The organism is Streptomyces sp. NBC_00829 (assembly GCF_045161795.1).
Taxonomy (GTDB): domain Bacteria; phylum Actinomycetota; class Actinomycetes; order Streptomycetales; family Streptomycetaceae; genus Streptomyces.
Window position 1 is genome coordinate 686,949 of record NZ_CP108867.1, and the last position, 19,877, is coordinate 706,825.

The following is a 19,877-nucleotide window of genomic DNA, read 5'->3' on the forward strand; positions in this document are numbered from 1 at the left end:
CGGGCTCAGCGGGCCCGGGCCGGGGCGGCGGCATCGGGTGCCGCGAGTGCTCCGGGTGCTTCGGCGGCTCCTGGGGCTCCTGGGGCTCCTGGGGCTCCTGGGGCTCCGGCGATGTGGGACACGAGGTCGCCGACCGTCATGGCGAGGATCTGCTCCATGTCCTTCTCGGCCAGGAGGGCCATCAGGTCCACCGACGCCCCGTACCGTTTCTGGAGCAGTTCGGCCAGCGCGACGAACTCGATGCTCTCCAGGGCGAGATCCTCGTTGAAGGTGGTCGTGGGCGAGACCTCTTCCGCGAGAAGGAACTCATCGCCGACGGTCTCGACGAGCATGGCGGTGATCTCGGCGAGTATCTGGTCGGCGGTGGGGTCAGATGCCATGTCCGGCCTCCGTCGGAGTGGGGGTGGGGGCTAGGGTCCGGGCGACAACATGGATCGTGGGTGTGCCGTGCGGGCCCGGCAGATCGTGGACTGTGCTGATCCGTACGGTGTGACTGCGGCCCCCGGGCGAGCGCACCCGCAGCCCGGAGACTCCCTCGGTGACGGACCACTCGCGCGGGCGTCCGCCGAGGCCGGTGCCCTCGGCCTTGGCTGCGGCCTCCTTGGCGCACCACAGCGTGGTCAGCGCCTGTGCCGGGCCGTGCCCCTCGCGCGCGGCAAGCTCTTCGGCGACCAGGCGCTCTTCGGGACCGAGCGCGATACGGGCGAGCGCTGCCGGGTCCTCGGTGACCGTTTCCACGTCGATGCCGACGTCATGGGTCGGATGGGCGCAGGCGACGGCCAGCCGGTCCTTGTGTGCGAGGGAGAGCCGCAGTCCGGCGGCGACCGCCCCTTCCGCACGGGGGCGGCCCAGGTCGTCGTTGCCGACCGCGACCTCCGCGGGGAACAGCGGCCCCGCACCGCCGTCCCACAGCAGCTGGCGCACGGCGTCCTTGGCCGCGATGCGCCCGAGCAGCCAGGCTGCGCGGGACCGGGTCGGGCGCCGGTCGTACACCGCGCGTTCGGCGGCCCCCAGATAGCGTCGCATCACGAGCTCCTGCGAGGCGGGGTCGGTCCAGCGGCGCCGGGCCAGGCACCAGCCGCCGGGCTGCGGCTCGCCGATCCCGCAGATCTCCGGTGTGAACTTCATCGGCCACACCCGCTCGTCGGCGGCGAAGCGCCGGTACGTCCAGCCCTCAAGGCGGGCCCAGACGCTCCCGTCGGAAGCGGTGAGTTCCACGTCCCCACGTACGGAGTCGGGCCGCACGGCGCGGATGCGGGCGGTGGCGCCGATGAGCGCGCCCTCGCGCGGAGCGGGCCCGTACATGCGGACCCGTTCCAGCGACGCGGGGAAGACCAGCCGGTCGGCGGGCAGCTTCAACTGCATCCAGTGGCCGAGCAGTTGCCCGGCGGCGTCCAGCAGCGCGCCGGGGGCGGGCAGGGCACGCAGGACCCCGCGGATGCCGTCGGCGGCGACGCCGGTAACCTCGTGGACACCGGCGAAGGCGGGGCCGTGGAACATCCACCGGTCCCGGTAGAGGGCCTCGGCACTGACGGGAGGCGGGTCTTCGCGGGTCGGCGCCGAGCGGTCGGGGGCGGGAGGGGAAAGATGGTGGTCGGCGAGGACGACGGTGACGGTCGCGCTCCCGCCGATCTCCACTCGTATCCGGTCGCCCGCCGAGGCGATGTCCAGTTCGGCGTCGAGGGGCGGCTCGACGGGCAGCCAGCGCAGGGCCCGCATCTCGTCGAAGCCGGTCACGACCCGTCCGGGTGCGGCCTCGCGCGCCGCGTCGGCGGCCAGTTCGAGCAGGGTGGTCATGGGGACGACGGGGAATCGGTCCGAGGGCTCGGGCCAGTTGTCCGGCTGGAGGTAGACGCAGTGGTCGCGGACGTACGGCATGGTCTCCAGGGACAGCCGCCGTGTCCGGCGGGCAGGGGCCGGGGCCGGGACGGGTGCGGGCGGTGTGCCGGGGGCGGGAGCCGTGCGCAGCGCGGCTGCGACGGCGCGTACCGCGTCCTGGGTCTCGTCGAGTACGGCGTCGAAGGACGTCAGCAGTCCCGGATCACCGGTGGAACCCGAGATCGTACGGACGGCGAGGGCGAGGGGCGGCACGGTGCCGCCCAGGCTCACCAGCCCCGATCCGAGGTCGAGCCGTACCGGGCCGTTGACGCCGGCAGAGGCGGGCGGCGAGGCGGCAGAGGCTGGGTGTCCTGCTATCGGCGCGCTCCTGGCGTCGCCCCTCGCGTCGCCGTTCGCGTCGCCCCTCGCGTCGCCGTTCGCGTCGCCGTTCGCGTCGCCCCTCGCCTCGCCTTTCGCGTCGCCCCTCGCCTCGCCTTTCGTGGTCGCGCGCTCGCGACCGGCCTCCGTCAGCCGGTCCCAGCAGGGGTCGAGACCCTCGGTCCACAGCGCCGCGGCCAGGCGGCGGAGTTGGTCGAGCCCGCTTGCGCCCCGCCCCGCGCCGGCGGATACGGCGAGGTGTTCGCGGCCGTGCAGGGTGTCCCCCACGAAGCCCGGAAGGCTGCCGGGCCCCATCTGCACGAAGGCCCGCACCCCCTCCGCGTACAGCCGGGTCGTCAGTTCCCTGAAGCGCACCGGCTCCAGCAGATGGCGCAGCACCACGTCCCGTACCTCCATCTCGTCGCGCGGGTACGCGGCGACGGTGGTCGCCGACCAGACGGGCACGTTCGGGGGTCGCAGCGGCAGCGCGGCGAACGCGGCACGCACTTGATCGAGGTACGGGGCCCACATGGCCGTGTGGAAACCCGACCGGAACGGCAGCTCCTGGGTGAGCACTCCTTCGTCCGCCAGTCTGCGCAGGGCTTCGGCCAGGGGACGGGGTTCGCCGCACAGGACCGACTGGTGGGGACAGTTGTCGTGGCTGACGGCGACACGGTCCAGCCCCTGGAGCACGCCGGCGGCCTGTCCCGCCCCGCATCCCAGTGCCGCGTAGACGAGATCGGGGACATCCAGGTCGCCGGGCCGCAGCGAGTCCAGGAACGTGTCCACAGCCTGCTGGGGATACATCCCGGCGACCACCATCGCGGTCCATTCGCCCAGGCTGTGACCGGCCAGCAGATCGGCGTGGATGCCGAGCTCGGGGAGCACACGGGCGTAGAGACGGCCGACGGCGACGGCGTCGAGCGCCCGTTCCATGAGCGTGCCTCCACCGGTCAGGGCGGGTCGCGGCAGCCCGAAGCGGTCGGCGACTTCGTCGGCGCTCGGCGCGAAGTCCGGTTCCAGGCCGGGGAAGAGAAAGGCGAGTCGGCCGCCTTGGGCGGCAAGCAGGGGGCTGGGCGTGAACCAGACACCGCCGCGGCCACGCCACGGTTTCCCGCGGGCGACGACCGCCGCGGCCAGGGCCCGGCGCTTCGCGGTGAGCCCGAGGACGGCGAGCCGGTACGGGCGTGTGCGGGACATCCGCTCGACCGGCTCCGGGCTCGGCGACCCGGAGCCGGAGCCGAAGCCGAAGCCCGAGCCCGAGTACGAGTCCGAGTACGAGCCCGAGTACGAGTCCGAGCCCGAGTACGAGCCGCGGCCGGGCAACTCCTCGACGAGTCGCCTCAGTTCGCCGGCCGTCGAGGCGGCCAGCAGAGTCACCCCGCAGTCCTCCGGGGCGGCCTTCGAGGCGACAGCGACAGCGGGGCGGCCTGACCGCCCGCCCGGTACGAATGCGCCAGGGACGAACGCGCCGGGCGCCTCCTCCAGCACCACGTGGGCGTTGATCCCGCCGAAGCCGAACGCGTTCACACCCGCCCGTCGCGGCCCGCTCCCCCGCTCCCAGGGCTCCGCCGCCGTCACCGGACGCATGCGCGTCGCCGCGAACCCCTCGTGCGGCTCGTCGAGATGGAGGGTCGGCGGCAGCGTTGCGTGGTGCACCGCGAGGACGGCCTTGATCAGCCCGGCCATCCCTGAGGCCTGCATCGTGTGACCGAGCATCGACTTCACCGAACCGAGCGCGACGGACCCGGCGCCCGCCGTACGCGGGCCGAAGACCTCGGCCAGGGTGGTGAGTTCCGCCGCGTCGCCGACCGGGGTGCCGGTGCCGTGCGCCTCCAGGAGGCCGAGTGCGCCGGGCGCGGTCGGATCGAGCCCGGCCTGCGCCCACGCCCGGCGCAGGGCCCGTATCTGGCCGTCCACAACTGGGCTCATCAGGCTCGCGGCCCGCCCGTCGCCGGCCACGCCGGCTCCTCGGACGACCGCATAGATCCGGTCGCCGTCGCGTTCGGCGTCCTTCAGGCGCTTGAGGAGCACAACACCTGTGCCCTCCGACAGCAGTGTGCCGTCGGCACGGCGGTCGAAGGGGCGTATGCACTGGCTCGGGCTGAGCGCCCGCAGCTGGGTGAAGACGCTCCAGAGCGTGGCGATGTGGCAGTGGTGGACAGCCCCGGCGACCACCAGGTCGCAACTGCCGCCCGCCAGGAGCCCGATGCCCTGCTCGACGGCGAGCAGGGAGGACGCGCAGGCCGCGTCGAGCGTGTAGGCGGGGCCCCGGAAGTCGAGGCGGTTGGCCGCCCTGGCGGCGGTGAAGCTGGGCACCAGACCGATCGACGCCTCGGGCCGTTCGGGGCCGAGCCCTGCCTGAAAGGCCTCGCGCACGGCGGTGATGCGCTTTTCGCCCAGCTCGGGGGCGAGTTCGCGCAGGGTCGCCGCAAGCTGGTGTGCGGTACGGACACGCTGGTCGAGCCGGGCGGTCGCGACGCCCATGAACCCGCCGCGGCCGAGGATGACACCGATGCGGGACCGGTCGGCGGGCAGCCACTCCTCGCCGCCCGCGTCGGCGACGGCCTCGGCGATGACCCGCAGCGCGAGCATCTGATCCGGCTCGGCGCCTTCCACGGCCGCGGGCATGATGCCGAACGTCGTCGGATCGAAGGCGGTGAGATCGTCGATGAAGCCGCCGCGACGGCAGTAGAAACGGTCGCTTCGGGCCGCCCCTTCGCTGCCGTTCGGGTCGTAGTAGACCTGGGGATCCCAGCGACCGGGCGGTACGTCGCCGATGGCGTCCGTGCCGGCGAAGAGGTTTCTCCGGTAGGCGGCCAGGTCCACGGCGCCCGGGAAGACGGCGCCCATGCCGACGACGGCGGCGTCCGTCGGCAGGGGGCCGTGGCGGAGATCAGCCACGGCCCTCCTCCCCGCCCGTGTTCTCCTCGGCGAGCAGGACGACCTGACCGCTGGTGCGGTGCGCCAGTTCGGCGAGCAGGGCGGCGCACCCGGCAGCAGGGTCGAGGAGCGGGATGCCCCGGCTCGCGTACATCCGTTCCAGTTCCGGGGTGACCATGCCTCCCGCCTCGGCGGCCCAGGGGCCCCAGTCGAGGGACAGGACCCGGCCCGGGAAGCGCTGGGACCAGGAGGTCGTGGCGGCGAACGTGTCCAGGGCCTCGTTGGCGGCCGCGTAGTCGGCCTGACCGCGGCTGCCGAAGACGCCGGCGACGCTGCCGAACAGTACGAGGAAGGCAGGCGCCGGGCAGCCGCCGGGGTCGGCGGCCGCGTCGGCGAGATGGCGGGCGCCGTCGACCTTGGTGGCGAAGACCCGCGCGAAGGACGCCGGGTCCTTGTCGCGGAGCAGCTTGTCCTCGATGGTTCCGGCCCCGTGAACGATGCCGTCGAGCCTGCCGTGTCGCCCGCGGATGTCCTGGACGACCTTGCGCACGGCGTCGGCGTCGGTGACATCGGCCGTGTGGTAGCGGACCGACGCGGCCGTTCGGGTGAGGGCGTCGAGGGTGGCGCCGACCTCGCGTGCGGCGAGGATGCGTGTCGCGGCGGCCTCGATGTCCGCGGGCGTGCGCAGGCCCCGCGCCACGAGGGCCGCGCGCAGGGCCACTCGGTCATGGGCGTGGCCGACGGTGGGGTCCTCGGCTCCGTCGGGGGGTGCCGTGCGGCCGATGAGTTCGATGTGGCAGCCGGTGGCTCGGGCCAGTGCCAGGGCCGTACGCGCGGTGATGCCGCGGGCCCCGCCGGTGAGCAGCACCACCGCCTCGCGGCCGATGGGGAGCGACGGAGCGGGTTCGTCGACGGGAAGGGGGGCGGCGACGGTACGCAGGGTGTTGCGGGTGCCGGCCGTGTAGCCGACGACCACCGGCTCCTCGGGGCCGCACAGTTCGGCGATCAGATGGGCGGCGATCCGCTCGGGGCGGTCCTTGGGGTCGATGTCCACGGCGCGCACGGCGGTGCCGGGGTGCTCGATCGCGGCGGTACGGGCGAAGCCGTACAGCCCGGCGCCGGGGACCGGATCGGGTGAGCCGGGTGTCTCGTCCGACGGCGTGGTCCGACCGAATGCTCCCCCGCGTCCGGTGACGAGCACCAGCCTGCGTGTGCCCGCTGTCAGGATCTCGCGCAGTGCGCCGAACGCCTCCGGGAGCACGGGTTCCGGCGCGGGGCGCAGCGAGCTGAGGTCCACGACTCCGTCGGCTCCGGCGGCGTCCGCGAGTCGCTCGGGGTGCAGGGTGCGCACTTCCGCTCCGTGGGATTCCAGGGCGGCGGCGAGTGCGGCGGCGACCCCGAGGCCGTCGTCGACGACGGCGAGCCGCAGGCCGGGGAGCACCTTGGCAAGGTCGCCGGTGTCGGGCGGCCCCACGGCGGTGACCTCCACCACGAGCCGGGCGGGGCGGGTGGGCCGAGGAGGGCCGGAGGCGGGCGTCGATGCGGAGGTCGGCAGGGCCACGGGGGTGTGATCGGTGTCGGCGGGCGTGAGATCCGTGTCGGCGGGGGTAGGTGCCGGGCGGTGGGCGACGATCCAGTCGACGATGCCGCTGATGGTCTTCAGCCTGGAGAGTTGCTCGACGGCGGATTCGGAGGGGCCGTCCGTGCCGCGCGGGAGCCCGATCCGGTCGGCCAGGGCCCCGATGATCTCCACGCGTTTGATGGAGTCCACCGAGAGATCGGCTTCCAGGTCGAGCGCGGGGTCGAGCATCTCTCTCGGGTAGCCGGTGCGACGGTGGACGATCTCCAGTACGGCATCGAGAAGTTGATCGGGCGTCAGCAGCTGATCCGTCGGCTCCTGGGATGCCGGTTGCGGGGCAGCGCTCTCTCGTGGGGCGGCGATCTGCGGCAGGCCGGGCTCGGGCGCGTTCGGCGCGCTCGCCCGGCCAGGCGCGCGCTGCGCCCCCAAGTAGCCCAGCAGTACGTCTCGTTGCGCGGCGACCAGTTCCCTCGCGCCCCGCAGATACTCCAGTACCGCGTCCTCCCGCCGGTCCGTCGATGCTCCGGCAGGGGCGGCCGGGGCCACCCGGCGGGCCGGGAGCAGGCCCCCGGTGACGGGCCGGCCGTCCGCCGTCCGCACGAGGTGTCCGTCGACGAGCCATCCGGCGCGCCGTGGCGCCTCGGCGGGAAGGGGCGCGGATCGCCCCTTGAACAGCGGCTCCGGATCGAACGGGACCCCTGCCGCGGCGAGTTCGGCGAGGGCGGTGACCAGGCGGGTCAGACCGTGTTCGCCGGGGACGTCGACGGGGACGGCCGTGTGCGGGCGGTCGCCCAGGATACGGCCGACGAGTCCCGTGAGCACCCGGCCCGGCCCCGCCTCCACGAAGGTCCGTACCCCGGATGCGTACATGGCCTCGATCTGGTCGGCGAAGCGCACGGGTTCGGCGAGCTGGCGTGCCAGCGTCCGGCGGACGCCTTCCTCGTCCCCGGGATAGGGCCGGGCGGTGGTGTTCGACCAGACAGGGAGCGCCGGCACGCCGACGTGCGAGCCGGCCAGCTCCGCGGCGAGGGTGTCGGCCGCGCCCGCGACCACCTCGCTGTGGAAGGCACAGGCGACAGGGAGGCGCTCCGCGGTGATCCCCGCCCGGCGCAGCAGCGTGATCGCCGCCTCGACCCTCGCGGTGGGGCCCGAAATCACACACTGCGCAGGGGCGTTGTGGTTGGCGACCACGCATCCGGCCGGCAGCTCGGGCAGATCCTGCGGGGCGGCGGACACCGCCGCCATCGCTCCCGGATCGTCACCGGCGGCGGCGAGGATCGCGTCGGCGCGGCGCTCGCTCAGCCGCAGCAGGGTCTTTGTGTCGTACGCGCCGGTGGCCCAGAGCGCGACCAGTTCGCCGTAGGAGTGTCCTGCCACGCAGTCGGGGCGCAGTCCGAGCGAGGTGAGCAGCAGGTGGGCCGCCGCGCCGGTGAGACCGAGGGCGGGCTGGGCGGTGCGCGTGTCGGTGACGGCCGCGCGCTGCGCGGCGCGCTCCTCGGGTGTGAAGGCGGCGGGCGGGAACATCGCGGCCACGCGGCGCGGATCGGCGTCGTACAGCAGTGTCCGCAGCCGGGGGAAGGCGATGAACAGGTCGCCCAGCATGCCCGGACGCTGGCTTCCCTGCCCGGGGAAGAGGAAGGCGGTGCGTCCGGGGCCGGGTGTTTCGCTGCGCACATGGATACCGTCGCCGCCTGCGCGGTCGCGGGCGCGGGCGGTCTTGGCGGCCAGGTCGTCGAGGTCGGTGGCGACGACCGCGATCTGCACCGGCTCGTGACCGGCCGAGGTCTCGGCGGCCAGATCGCGCAGCGGCCATGGGCGTCCCGCCGCGTCGTTCTGCGCCAGTCGGGCGGCGAGGCGGTCGACGGCCCGCAGCGCGGCGACGCGGTCGGCTCCCCGGAAGCAGATCAGCTCGGCGGGCCAGACGTCCAGGCCGTGTACGGGCTCCTCGCCGTCCCCGTGACCGGCGAGGACGGCGTGGTAGTTGGTGCCGCCGAAGCCGAAGGCGCTGACGGCCGCGCGCCGTTCCCCGGCGGGCACGGCCCACGGCCTGGCCTCGGTGTCGAAGCAGAAGGGGCTGGTGTTCGCGCGCCAGTCGGGGTTGGGGCTGGTCAGATGGAGGGTGGGCGGCCGTACGCCCGAGTGGACGGCCCGTGCCGCCTTGATCAGCCCGGCCAGGCCCGCGGCGCACTTCGTGTGCCCGAGCTGTGACTTGACCGACCCGAGGGAGCAGGCACCGGCGTCGTGATCGCCGAACACTTTGGTGAGGACGGCCAGTTCGGTGCTGTCGCCGACGACGGTGCCCGTGCCGTGCGCTTCCACCAGACCGATCTCGGCCGGGGCGATTCCGGCCCGCCGGTAGGCGCGCTCCAGTGCCCTGCGCTGGCCTTCGGGGCGCGGCGCGGTGAGACCGAGTGAGCGGCCGTCGCTGGACGCGCCGACGGCTTTGACGACGGCGTAGACGCGGTCGCCGTCGCGCTCGGCGTCCACCAGTCGTTTGAGTACGACGCAGGCGACGCCTTCGCCGAGGGCGATGCCGTCCGCGGACGCGTCGAAGGGGCGGCAGCGGCCGGTGGGCGACAGGGCCCGTACTGAGGCGAACATCAGGTAGTCGTTGATGCCGTTGTGCACGTCCGCGCCGCCGCACAGCACCATGTCGCTGTCCCGGTCGCGCAGTTGCTTGCATGCCAGGTCGAGGGCGGCGAGGGAGGAGGCGCAGGCCGCGTCGATGGTGCAGTTGGCGCCGCCGAGGTCGAGGCGGTTGGCGATCCGCCCGGCGATGACGTTGGCCAGGACTCCGGGGAAGGAGTCCTCGGTCAGCCGGGGCAGCTGTTCGTCGAGTTCGGGCGGCAGCGCGCCGAGATAGCCGGGGTGCAGGGCGCGGTAGCCGTAGGCTCCCGCGAGGTCCGTGCCCGCCTCGGCGCCGAACACGACGGAGGTACGGGAGCGGTCGAACTGCCGCCGGCCCCCGTATCCGGCGTCGGTGAGCGCACGGGACGCGATGTCGAGGGCGAGCAGCTGGACCGGTTCGATGCTGCCGAGCGAGGCCGGGGCGATACCGTGCGCGAGCGCGTCGAACGGCGCGGGCGACAGGAATCCGCCCCATCGCGACGAGCTCCGCTCCCCGGCCCGTGCCGGGTCCGGGTCGTAGTAGGCGTCGGCGTCCCAGCGGTCGGACGGGACCTCGGTGACGGAGTCGGTCCCGGCGACGATGTTCGCCCAGTAACCGGCGAGATCGTCGGCGCCCGGGTAGCGGCAGGCCATGCCGACGACGGCGATGTCGAGCGGGGCATCCTCGGCCCGGGGCATCTCCGACGCGACCTCCCGCATCCGCTCCAGCCGGTTCTCCAGCAGCAGTGTCGCGCCGTCGGTCACCTGGGCGTGCAGCGCGGAGACGGTGGTGGTGGCGGTGCGGGCGGTGGCGATCTGACCGAGCATGTAGAGGCCTTCGCCGCGCTGCTCGTCCTCGTCGGCCGCGGTGAGGCCGCTCGCGGTGTGCCGCAGGCCCTTGCTGGCGATTCGCAGGCGCCCGATGTTGAGCTTCTCCAGCTCCTCCCAGACCTCGTTCGGGCTCGCACCGTCCTGTCGCAGCCGCTCCGCGGTTGCGGTGAAGACGTCGGCGTACGGGGTGGTGGCGCAGCGTGTGGCATGTCCGGGGGCGGTGCGCAGCAGCGTCGTGGCTTCGCAGTCGACGGCTGCGCGCTGGAAGCCGGGCAGTACGGCTCCGGCGGAGACGGCCTCCTCGGTGAAGAGGTAGGCGGTGCCCATGAGGACGCCGGTACGAGCCCCGCGCTCGGCGAGCGGACCCGCCGCGGCCACCGCCATCGCGGCCGAACGCTCGTCGTGGATGCCGCCCGCGAAGAGCACGTCGAGTTCGGCGGCGTACGGGCAGGAGAGCAGCCGATCGATCTGCTCCTCCCAGAGCGGGAAGGCGGCGCGGGGGCCGATGTGTCCGCCGCATTCGAGGCCCTCGAAGACGAACCGCCGTGCTCCCTCGGCGAGGAACTGTTCCAGCAGTCCGGGCGAGGGCACATGGAGGTAGGTCCGGGTCCCGGCGGCTTCGAGCGGGGCGGCCTGCGCGGGCCTGCCTCCGGCGATGATCGCGTACGGCGGCTTGGCCTCGGCGACGGCGGCGAGCTGTTCGCGGCGGAGCTCCTCGGGTGCGAAGCCGAGGAGTCCGACGCCCCAGTCCAGGCCGGAGAGGCGTTCGGCGGTGTCGGTGAGCAGGTCGCGCACGTCCCGGCCGTCCATCACGGCCAGGGCCAGAAAGGGCAGCCCTCCCGCGTCTGCGACGGCCGAGGCGAAGGCGGCCCGGTCGCTGACCCGGGTCATGGGCCCCTGGGCGACGGGCAGATGACGGTCGTCGGGGCGCGGCCGAAGCGGACGGGCTCGTACCGCCGCTTCGATATGGCCGGATATGGCCGCCCGGACAGCCCCTACGACGGACCCGGTGGTGCGGTGGCGGGCGGCGAGCCGGGCAGCGGTCGCGCCCTCCTGTCCGATGGGCAGCGGCTGGACGGTGAGGCCTCGCGCTCCCAGCAGAGGGGTGATGTCTCCCTGCGGCGGGGACAGATCGGGGCGGGCGTAGATGCGGTGTCCGGCCACGAGCGCGGTTTCACTGCCGTCCATCGCCAAGATCGCTGCCTGGACGTCGCCGGGCAGTTCGGCCACGCCCTCGGTGGTGAGCGCGAGCTGGGAGTCGAGTACGACACCGGTGGCGCCGCCCGCGACGGCGGCGGCTGCGGTGTTCGGTCCGATGCCTCCGGCGGCGAAGACCGGGACGTTCAGCTCCGGGTCGGCGAGCAGGCGTTGGAGCAGGACGAAGGTGGTGAGCTCGCCGACCCGGCCGCCCGCCTCGTGCCCCCTGGCCACGAGGCCGACGGCTCCGGCGGCAACGGCGGCCGCGGCCTCGGCGGGGCTGATGACCTCGGCCCACACCCGGCGGGCAGTGCCCGCCGACCACCGGACGGTGCCCGTGCGCCAGTGCTCCTTTGCGAGCAGTACGGTGTCGGCCGCAGCGGGGAGTTGGTCCGGCGCGAGGGGGCACCCGGCCGGTACCCGGACTCCGTACGGCCCGCGGAGTCCGGCCATCGCCGCGCACGCCCGGTCGCGGTCCCTGCCGAGGTCGAGCAGGCCCAGCGCACCGGCACGTGCGGCGGCCGCGACCATCGCCGCGTTGGGCTCCTCGAACGGGCTGACCACGACGACGAGATCCCGGCCGGGGTGCCGGGTGTGCTGAGGGATCACGGGCTCTCCTTGGGTTCCGAGCAGGGCCGGGCGAGGGAGCGTCGAGCGTTGGTTCACGGCACGGAGGGCCGGGGCGATGCCGGTGCCGCGGTGGCTCGGACCGCGGTGGGTGGGGGGCTTTCAGCATCACGAGACAAGCTAATCGGCGGTAACTTCGCCATGCCGCGTTGCATCGTGCGGCTGACCGCTCACACTGTCAAGCACATCCGCCACCCTTGCCACAGAGGTATGGAGTGCTGCCAGCCAACTCTCAATTCCCTTACCGTTAAGGGGATTTGTTCGCCTGTGCGGCCCTTGCTCCCTCCCGGACCGACAGTTTCCGTCCGGGCACGGGCTCACACTTCAGCAGGCGCGCCGTCTCGTCGCCGTGGCCCACTCCGCTCGATCAGGGCCGCGGCGTACTCGGCCCACGTCACCCGGCCCGCGGCGGCGGACAGGGCTCTGTCCGCGCGCCATGTTCAACACCGCGAGGTTGTCCTGATCTCCCCGGTTCCGCACCGCCCGAGCCGCCCCACGACGGTCTTCGCCCCCTTGCGCGGACCGTCGACCCTCGGCGTCAGCAGCGGCCCCCACCACGACCCGCACGCCGACTCCGTCCTGGTGACGGAACTCTGCGCGGGACTGGGCGACAGCCGCGTCGAGTTCCGGACATTCGACACACATATCAACGACCCGGCCTTCGGGCGGGCCGCCGCCGACCGCCTTGATCGGATGATCTCAGGTCGTTCGGCGACGACCGCGGCCACGGCCTGAGCCGGATCCTGTCGTCGTCGTCCGCGGCGGCGGCGACATGGCGTGGGAGCCGCCACGTCAATTACCGAAACGTGGGCTCACCCTCCACATGGGCGGGCTCCGTGCGGGTTCCGCGCGCGCGGTGGGGGCGGGTCGGATACCTTCGTAACCGCCGATGGTGTTACGAGGGCGCGGATCATACTGCGGCCGCGACCCGAGTCCGGGCACTTCGGCTGATAAGAGCGCTGCCAACGGCACCCCTGTCCAGCATGCTGGGCTGTGGTGCCGTTCCGGGCTGAAGCCGCTGGGCAACGGGAGGCAACGGGTGTTCGGTTTGGTGCAAGCGCCCGACCGCGACGGGAAGCTGGCCTATGAGGAATGGGGGGACCCCAAGGGGTACCCGGTGTTCCTGCTGCACGGCACGCCCGGCAGCCGGCTCGGCCCCAGGCCGCTCACCTTCGACCTGCACAAGCTCGCGATCCGCCTGATCGCGTACGACCGTCCGGGGTACGGCGACTCCGACCGCCACTACGGCCGGAGGGTGGCGGACGCGGCGAAGGACGTCGCCGCCATCGCGGATGCGCTGGAGATCGAGAGGTACTCCGTGGTCGGCCGTTCCGGCGGAGGTCCCCACGCCCTCGCGTGCGCGGCACTCAGCCCCGGCCGGGTGGCGAGCGCGGCGGCCGTGGTCACGGTGGCGCCACCGGACGCCGAGGGCCTGAACTGGCTGGTCGGCATGGCCGACTCCAATGTGATGACGTACAGCATGATGGCCCGGCACTCACCCGACCTGACCCAGGTGAGCGCCCTGCTCGCCCGGAACGCGGACGCCATCCGAAGAAATCCGTCGTCCCTCCTCAACTCCCTCAACGAGGAGATGCCCGATGTGGACCGCCGGGTGGTCGAGGACGCGGGGATCCGGGATCTGCTGCTGCTCAACTACCTTTCCGCGGTGGGCGAGTCCACCGGTTCCAGGACGGAGTTGGAGGACCCGCCGGAGCCGACGGGCTGGGTGGACGACCTCGTGTCCTTCCGTGAGCCGTGGGGGTTCAAGCCCGAGGACATCGAGGGCGTACCGATTCTGCTCTGGCACGGCGAGCACGACGTCTTCTCCCCGGTGAGCCACTTCCGCTGGCTGGCGGAGCGCATTCCCGGAGCGTCCGCGGTGCTGCAGCCCTCCGCCGCCCACTTCGCCGCTCTGCCGGCGCTGCCGCCGATCCTCGCCTGGGTCCGCGACAACGCCGCCTGAGACATTCCGCGGCCGTCAGATCGGGTGCGGCTCCAGCTCCAGACCGGTTCGGCCCCACGAGTGAAGCGCCGCCGTCCTCGGATGGTCCGCCCCCAGCCGCTTGCTCATCTCCGCCAGCACCTCGTCGCGCATCGACTCGGCCACACTGCTGTCACCCAGCTCCCGCAGCAGCACGGCCAGATTGCCCGCGCACACCAGCGTGGACGGATGGCTGGACCTGAGGACTTCACGCAGCTGGTCGAAGACCGATTCGTAGGTCTTGCGGGCGTCCTTGCGCCGCCCTCGCTCCGCCTGCGCGTTGGCGAGATTGACGCGCGAGACGAGCACATGCGGATGGCTGTCGCCGAGGAGGCCGGTGAAGGCCCGCACCGCCTGCTCCGACAGCGCCTCCGCCTCGACCGCCCGGCCGGCACCGAGCAGATGGACCGCGTAGTTCGCGGAGCACGCGACCGTGGACGGATGCTCTTCGCCGAGGCTGTGCCGCAGGCCGTCGTGGACCCTGCGCACCAGCTCCAGGGCCTCGTCCTCCCGGTTCAGCGCCATCAGATCGCTGGCGAGGTTCATTTCCAGCAGCAGCCGATCCGGGGAGTCGCCGCCTTCGACCTCGGGGGTGTGCGAGAGAACGTTGCGGGTGAACTGTTCCGCCTCGGCCGGTCGGCCCGCACCGCGCAGCGAACCGGCCAGCCCCTTGACCGTGTTGAGCACGGTCGGCGCGCCCTCGGTGAGTTCGACATTGCGCAGACAGCGTTCATGGGCCCGCTTGAGCAGACTCACCGAGGCCCCGTAGTCGCCGCAGTCCCGCAGATCGCGCCCCAGGTTGACGGCCGACTCGATGGTGAGCGGATGGTCGGGGAGCAGGATCTCCTCCCGTGTCTCGAAGGTCTTGCGGTCCAGATCGCAGGCCGCGTAGTAGTCACCGGACGCGCGCAGGGAGACCGCCAGGTTGTTGGCCGCCGTCAGGGTGCGGGGATGGTCCTCGCCGTAGACGTCGCTGTATCTCTGGTGGGTCTCGCGGTCGTACGCCAGCGCCTCGGAGAAGCGGCCGAGGCCGCGCAGATCGGCGGCGATGCTGCTGGTGGTCATGAGGACGTGCTGGTCGTCCTTGTCGCCGAAGACGGAGAGCTGCCGCTCCAGCACCTCTTCGTCCAGGGCGAGCGACTCCTCGTACTTGCCCTGCGCCCGCAGAATGTTGGCGATCTGGAAGCGCATGTGCAGCGTCCAGCGCTCGTCCGGGTCGCCGTCCGAGCACCAGCCGGTCACACATCGCTCGCTCAGCTCCATGGCCTGCGCGAACTCGCCCCGGCGGCGAAGCTGGCGGACACGGTCCACGATCAGTTCACGGACACCGTCGTCGGGGGTGCTCAGCGACCAGGGCGTGCCGAGGTGCGGCCAGATGATCCGGTACTGGTCCCAGGTGTTGGGATCCTCGGGGTCGTCCTTGCCGGGCCGGGCGGCGACCAGGGCGCGGTAGACCACTTCGCGCGCGTCCTCCTGCTCCTGCTCGGTCATGCTGTGCCGCATGGAGAGCTGGACGAGCCGGTGCACCTGAACACTTCTGGCCTTGCGGTCGACCCGGACAAGGGCGAAGCGGCTCAGTTCCTGGTAGGCGCGGGCGACGGTGCGCCCGCCGCCCAGGGCCCGGGCGATCTCGATTCCTTCCAGCAGGTCCATCGAGATGGGCTCGGGACTGAAGTAGGAGCACAGCTGGAGCAGTCGTACCGCCGGCGGATAGTTCTCCCGCAGCCGTCCGATGGCGAAGTCCCAGGTGCCGCCGGTGGCCTTGTTGAAGTCGGCGACCTGGTCGCCCTCGCCTCGTTCCTCGGTTCCCGCGGTGGGCCGCTGGAGCAGCCTGATGTACTCGCGGGGGCCCAGACCGGTCTGTTTGATGCCTGCCGCGGCCTGCTCGACGGCGATGGGAAGGTCACCCAGGGCGTCGGCGACGAGGTTCGCCTCCTCCGGGCCGCAGTCCGGCAGCCGGCGTCGCAGGTGGCTGATGCTCTCCTGACGGCTGAAGACGCCGACCTCGACCGTCTCCGCGTACTTGCTCCAGCCTTCGGAGCGCTGGCTGGTGACGAGCACATGTCCCGAACGGCCGCGCGCGAGGAAGTCGGTCAGGCTCCCCGCTTCGTCCGCGTTGTCCAGGATCAGCAGCCAGCGGTGGTACGGCTCCCCCAGATCGAGCGCGTCCCGGACCGCCCGCGCCGCGTCGGTGGGGTTCTTCCGCTCGGCCAGGCGGAGCGGCCGGGCCATCGCCGCGTACTGTTCGACGGCGAGGTTGCGCTGCTCGGCCTGGATGTGCCACACGATGTCGTAGTCGCCCTTGTAGCGATGGGCGAACTCCTGCGCAAGGAGGGTCTTTCCGACCCCGCCCATACCCCGGAGCAGAATGGCCTGGTTCCCGGTCCGCAGCCGTTCCCTGATGGTCTCCAGCAGTTCGGTGCGTCCCGTGAACGACGTGGTGCGCAGGGGCACTGACCAGACGGGCGGCTCGGCTCCGGGATAGCGGGGGGCCAGCCGGTCGGCTCCGGTGAAGTGTGCGCGGGGCTGCGGTTCGGATGGTGCGTCGAAGGCACGCAGCAGGGTCTCGCGGGCGACGTCGTCGGTGTCGCACCGGGTGAGGTCGACGAGCCGGTCGGTGAACGGAGCGTTGAGCGGCACTTCCTCGATGCGTACGGGAACCAGGTGGCGGCGGTTGCCGAGCCGGTCGGGAGAGAAGACGGTCTCCCAGGTGGTCCTGAAGCGGGAGGAGCGTAAGTAGGCGGCGGACATCACGGTGAGGGTGTGGGACGTGGACTCGACGCCCCGTTCGGTCTCGGTCTTGAGCCGGGAGCCCTCGTCGGTGCCCTCCTGAGCCAGATGCACCCTGAATTCCGCGCCTTCGAGCACGGCACGGATCCAGTCGGCCCAGGTGCGGTCCTGGGGTACGTAGCTGATGTACACGTCGGACACGTCGAGGGGACGACGGCGCGTGTACAGGTCGAGGTAGCGCTGGCGCAGGCCCTCCTCCATACGGGGCATCGAGATCACCTCGCCGTCGGACACGACCTCGGTGAGCCGTTCGTAGGCGGCAAGCAGCGAGGAGTGGCTGCCGGGCGTGTCACGGAAGGGGGCGAGCAGTTCCTCGTAGGAGTACGCGGGCCGGTAGGGGATCTCGACCCTGCCCCAGTAGTCGTGCGGGGCAATCGAGCAGTGCCGGCCCAGGATCCTGGCGAAACGCAGCCGGATCTGGGCGCGGGCCGCGTCGAGCCGGTCGGCCTGGCCGTTGGTGTCCTCGACCCGCATGGGGACGGGCAGGATACGGATGTTGCGGTTGCTGTACATCGCCTCGATGCGCTCGACGACCGCCGCGGCGCCGTCGATGCTCTGGCTGCTCGGGGTGAAGCAGGTGACGAGGGTGTGCGGCAGGTTGACCGTGCAGATGTCGGAGATGTCGCTGAGTCCGGTCCGGCTGTCGATCAGTACGTAGTCGTAGTTCCGGACGAATTCGCGCTTGAGCGACTCGATGAACTCCGTCGCCAGCGGGCCGTGCATGAAGGGCTTCCAGTCGAACTGCGAGAAGGCGCTCAGATAACCCTTCGTCTTGGTGCCGGCCGGAAGGAAGTCGAGCCGGCCGTTCTCCGGGAAGTCCCAGATGACGGGGATGACGCAGTGGTTGAAACGGGCACGCTCGGCGACCCACTCCTCGTTGACGGCCGGGGCCTGCTCGCTCGCTCCCCAGCCCGGGTACTGGGCCTCGGAGAGCCGCTGCTCCTCCAGCAGGGACTGGCTGAAACGGGTGACGAGGTCGATGACGCCGGGGGTGGTGAGGAGCTTGTCCCTGTCGAGGAAGGGGTGGAGGAACCGGTCGAGTCCCGGGGCGTCGAGGTCCCAGTCCACCACCAGGACCCGTTTGCCGGACGAGGCCATGATCCAGGCGGTGTTGGCGAGAGCCATCGTCCGCCCCGTGCCGCCCTTGTACGAGTAGAACGTGATGATTCTGCCCGCGTCCTCACCGGTCATGGCCTGTCCTCCGCGCCACCCTCGTCGGTGCCGAGCCGGTCGGCACCGACCCCCGGCATTCTCCCCTGTGCCATATTCCGCGGGGACGATTGCGGCTGAATGTATCGCAAATAACGCATGTAGGCGGACTCGGCCAACTCGCCGAACCACAGCGCGAATGCGTCGGCCGTTGCGAGCCCCCGCACGGCGTCCTGCTCGCCCATTCTTCCCTCCCTCAGATAGCGGGGGAAGGTGGATTCCAGCAGTGCGCCCAGTCTTTCGGAGTGCTCCTTGGTCTGCGGGTCGTCGTCCGCGAGGGCGGTGAGGACGGAGGTCCAGGGCCGGTGCGCCTGGTCGAACGCCCTCGCCTGGCGCGCCACTTTGGGATCCTGAAGTGCCCAGGGGTCCACGATCAGGATCCAGGGAGCGGCCGGTGTGCCCGTGCCCCACAGCTCGACCAGCGCCTTGTCGAACGAGACCACCTCCGGGTCGAAGCCCAGATTGCGGGCGAGCTCCGCGACCTGTTCGGCGACCGGGCCTCCGGCGACCGGCCCGTACGGGCGCCAGTCCAGTGGTCGCGGACCGTAGCGCGAGGCCTCGCGGCCGATCGGCAGCCGCTCCTCGGACGGTGCCAGCACGGTGACGCGCAGCGGCGGGCTGGGCGGTGTCGCCGCGAACGCGTCCGGCATCCGGGCCAGTCCCGCCAGGTCGAGGTGGCCGGGCGTGGCCGGCCCCGTCGCCACGGCGGCGATGCGCTGAGCGAGCCACTCGGTGACCTGGCGGGCCTGTCCCTCCTCCAGGTCCAGTAACTGGTGCAGTCCCATGGCCGCGTACCCCTCCTCCGCGTCGCCGGTGCCTTCCGGGACGGCGGGGGTCTCGTGCACCGCCTCGGGTACCGACGCCGCCGGATAGGGAGTCCACAGCACCGGTACGATCCTCGGAGCGGGAGGTGAGGTGGTCCGGCGGGCGATCGCGGTCCACTGACGGCCGCAGAGCGGGTCGGTGAAGTACCGCTTGGAGTACAGCGGGACGAACACGCGGCAGCGGGACAGCGCCCGCGCCGAATCCTCTCCCCGGGTTCCCGGCTCCTCGACGAAGCCGACGGCGGCCCTGTCCACTCCGGCGTGCACGGCGACCCTGTCGCGCAGCTGCCGGTAGAAGTCGAAGACCAGCTGGTCGGGGTCGTGGCCGGTGCGCCGGTCGCCCGGGATCCGCGCGTAACTCAGGAAGAAGAGCGGCATCTTACGGTCCCCCCTCGAAGACGTTCCGGAGGTTGTCGAACAGCCCGACGTCGCATGGTTCGAGGCTCGCCTGCTGGGCGACCTTGACGATCGTCTGGGCAATGCCCCACACGGCCCTGCGGTACTGCAGCGCGTATCCGGCCTCACGCAGTCCGTAGAGGCCCATCTTGAGATAGGGCTGGCCGAGGTCCGGGTGGGTGTACTGGACCGCCTCCGCGACCGGGGGCAGCTCCAGATGTGCCGGGCTCAGCCACAGCACGGGAACGATCGCGTTGACCGTGTAGGGCCGGGTCCGGTGCTGGAGCTCCTGCCTGCGGGCGAAGGCGTCCCATTCCTTGCCGCACCACTCCCTGGAGAAGTACCGCTTGGTGTAGACGGGCACAAAGACCTGACAGGTCGCCAGGGCCTGTTTGAGATTTCTCTCCCAGTCGGCGCCGACGCCCATCCGCCGGTCCAGGAATCCCGGTGGCTCGGTGCCGTCGTGGTCGGTCAGCTGCATGACGTGCCGGCATAACTCCCGATGGAAGTCGACGAGATCCTGGTCGGGGTGTTCTCCTCGCCGCTCTTCCTCCGTCGAGGGGACGCGCGCGTAGCTGAGGAAGAAGTACGGGTCCTGGTTCGCGGCCAGCGGCGGCGAGGAGGCAAACGGATGCGTCATGGCCTCGCCTCCCCCGTCGTCACTGCCCGCCACCCGGGCGAGCCGGTGCGGTACCGGTACTGATGCCCAGGATTCCATGGGACCGCGACATCAGCGGCCGGGTCCAGATGTCCGAGC

Annotated in this window: 8 protein-coding genes; 2 read left to right on the forward strand and 6 right to left on the reverse strand. The window is 72.1% G+C overall.

Annotated features, from left to right (window positions below):
- Positions 1–5 precede the first annotated feature (5 nt).
- From OG293_RS02835 to OG293_RS02845, 3 genes are read right to left on the reverse strand one after another with little or no spacing between them, the layout of a single operon-like run.
- On the reverse strand, positions 6–380 hold the full coding sequence (locus OG293_RS02835) for an acyl carrier protein (protein WP_405997148.1): 375 nt from the start codon (positions 378–380) through the stop codon (positions 6–8).
- Positions 370–5,100, reverse strand: coding sequence for a beta-ketoacyl synthase N-terminal-like domain-containing protein (locus tag OG293_RS02840; RefSeq protein ID WP_405997149.1), 4,731 nt, complete (start codon positions 5,098–5,100; stop codon positions 370–372). The genes OG293_RS02835 and OG293_RS02840 overlap by 11 nt, the downstream gene beginning before the upstream one ends.
- Positions 5,093–11,902 (reverse strand): SDR family NAD(P)-dependent oxidoreductase, encoded by a 6,810-nt coding sequence (locus OG293_RS02845; protein WP_405997150.1) that lies wholly within the window; start codon positions 11,900–11,902, stop codon positions 5,093–5,095. The genes OG293_RS02840 and OG293_RS02845 overlap by 8 nt, the downstream gene beginning before the upstream one ends.
- 228 nt (positions 11,903–12,130) lie before the next feature.
- Here OG293_RS02845 and OG293_RS02850 point away from each other — a divergent pair, with 228 nt between their 5' ends.
- Positions 12,131–12,655, forward strand: a complete 525-nt coding sequence (locus OG293_RS02850) for a Tm-1-like ATP-binding domain-containing protein (protein ID WP_405997151.1) — start codon at positions 12,131–12,133, stop codon at positions 12,653–12,655.
- A 304-nt stretch (positions 12,656–12,959) separates the two neighbouring features.
- Positions 12,960–13,883: an alpha/beta fold hydrolase gene (locus OG293_RS02855; protein WP_405997152.1), complete on the forward strand. Its 924-nt coding sequence runs from the start codon at positions 12,960–12,962 to the stop codon at positions 13,881–13,883.
- A gap of 15 nt (positions 13,884–13,898) precedes the next feature.
- Here the strand turns inward: OG293_RS02855 and fxsT are convergent, their stop codons facing one another.
- The 3 genes from fxsT to OG293_RS02870 are packed head-to-tail and all read right to left on the reverse strand — an operon-like array spanning position 13,899 to position 19,760.
- The gene (gene fxsT / locus OG293_RS02860; protein WP_405997153.1) at positions 13,899–17,882 is read right to left on the reverse strand and encodes an FxSxx-COOH system tetratricopeptide repeat protein; all 3,984 of its coding nucleotides are present in this window, start codon (positions 17,880–17,882) and stop codon (positions 13,899–13,901) included.
- On the reverse strand, positions 17,879–19,102 hold the full coding sequence (gene fsxC / locus OG293_RS02865) for an FxsC protein (RefSeq protein WP_405997154.1): 1,224 nt from the start codon (positions 19,100–19,102) through the stop codon (positions 17,879–17,881). Before fsxC ends, fxsT begins: the two co-directional genes overlap by 4 nt.
- Before the next feature lies 1 nt (position 19,103).
- On the reverse strand, positions 19,104–19,760 hold the full coding sequence (locus tag OG293_RS02870; RefSeq protein ID WP_405997155.1) for a TIR-like protein FxsC: 657 nt from the start codon (positions 19,758–19,760) through the stop codon (positions 19,104–19,106).
- Positions 19,761–19,877: the final 117 nt, after the last annotated feature.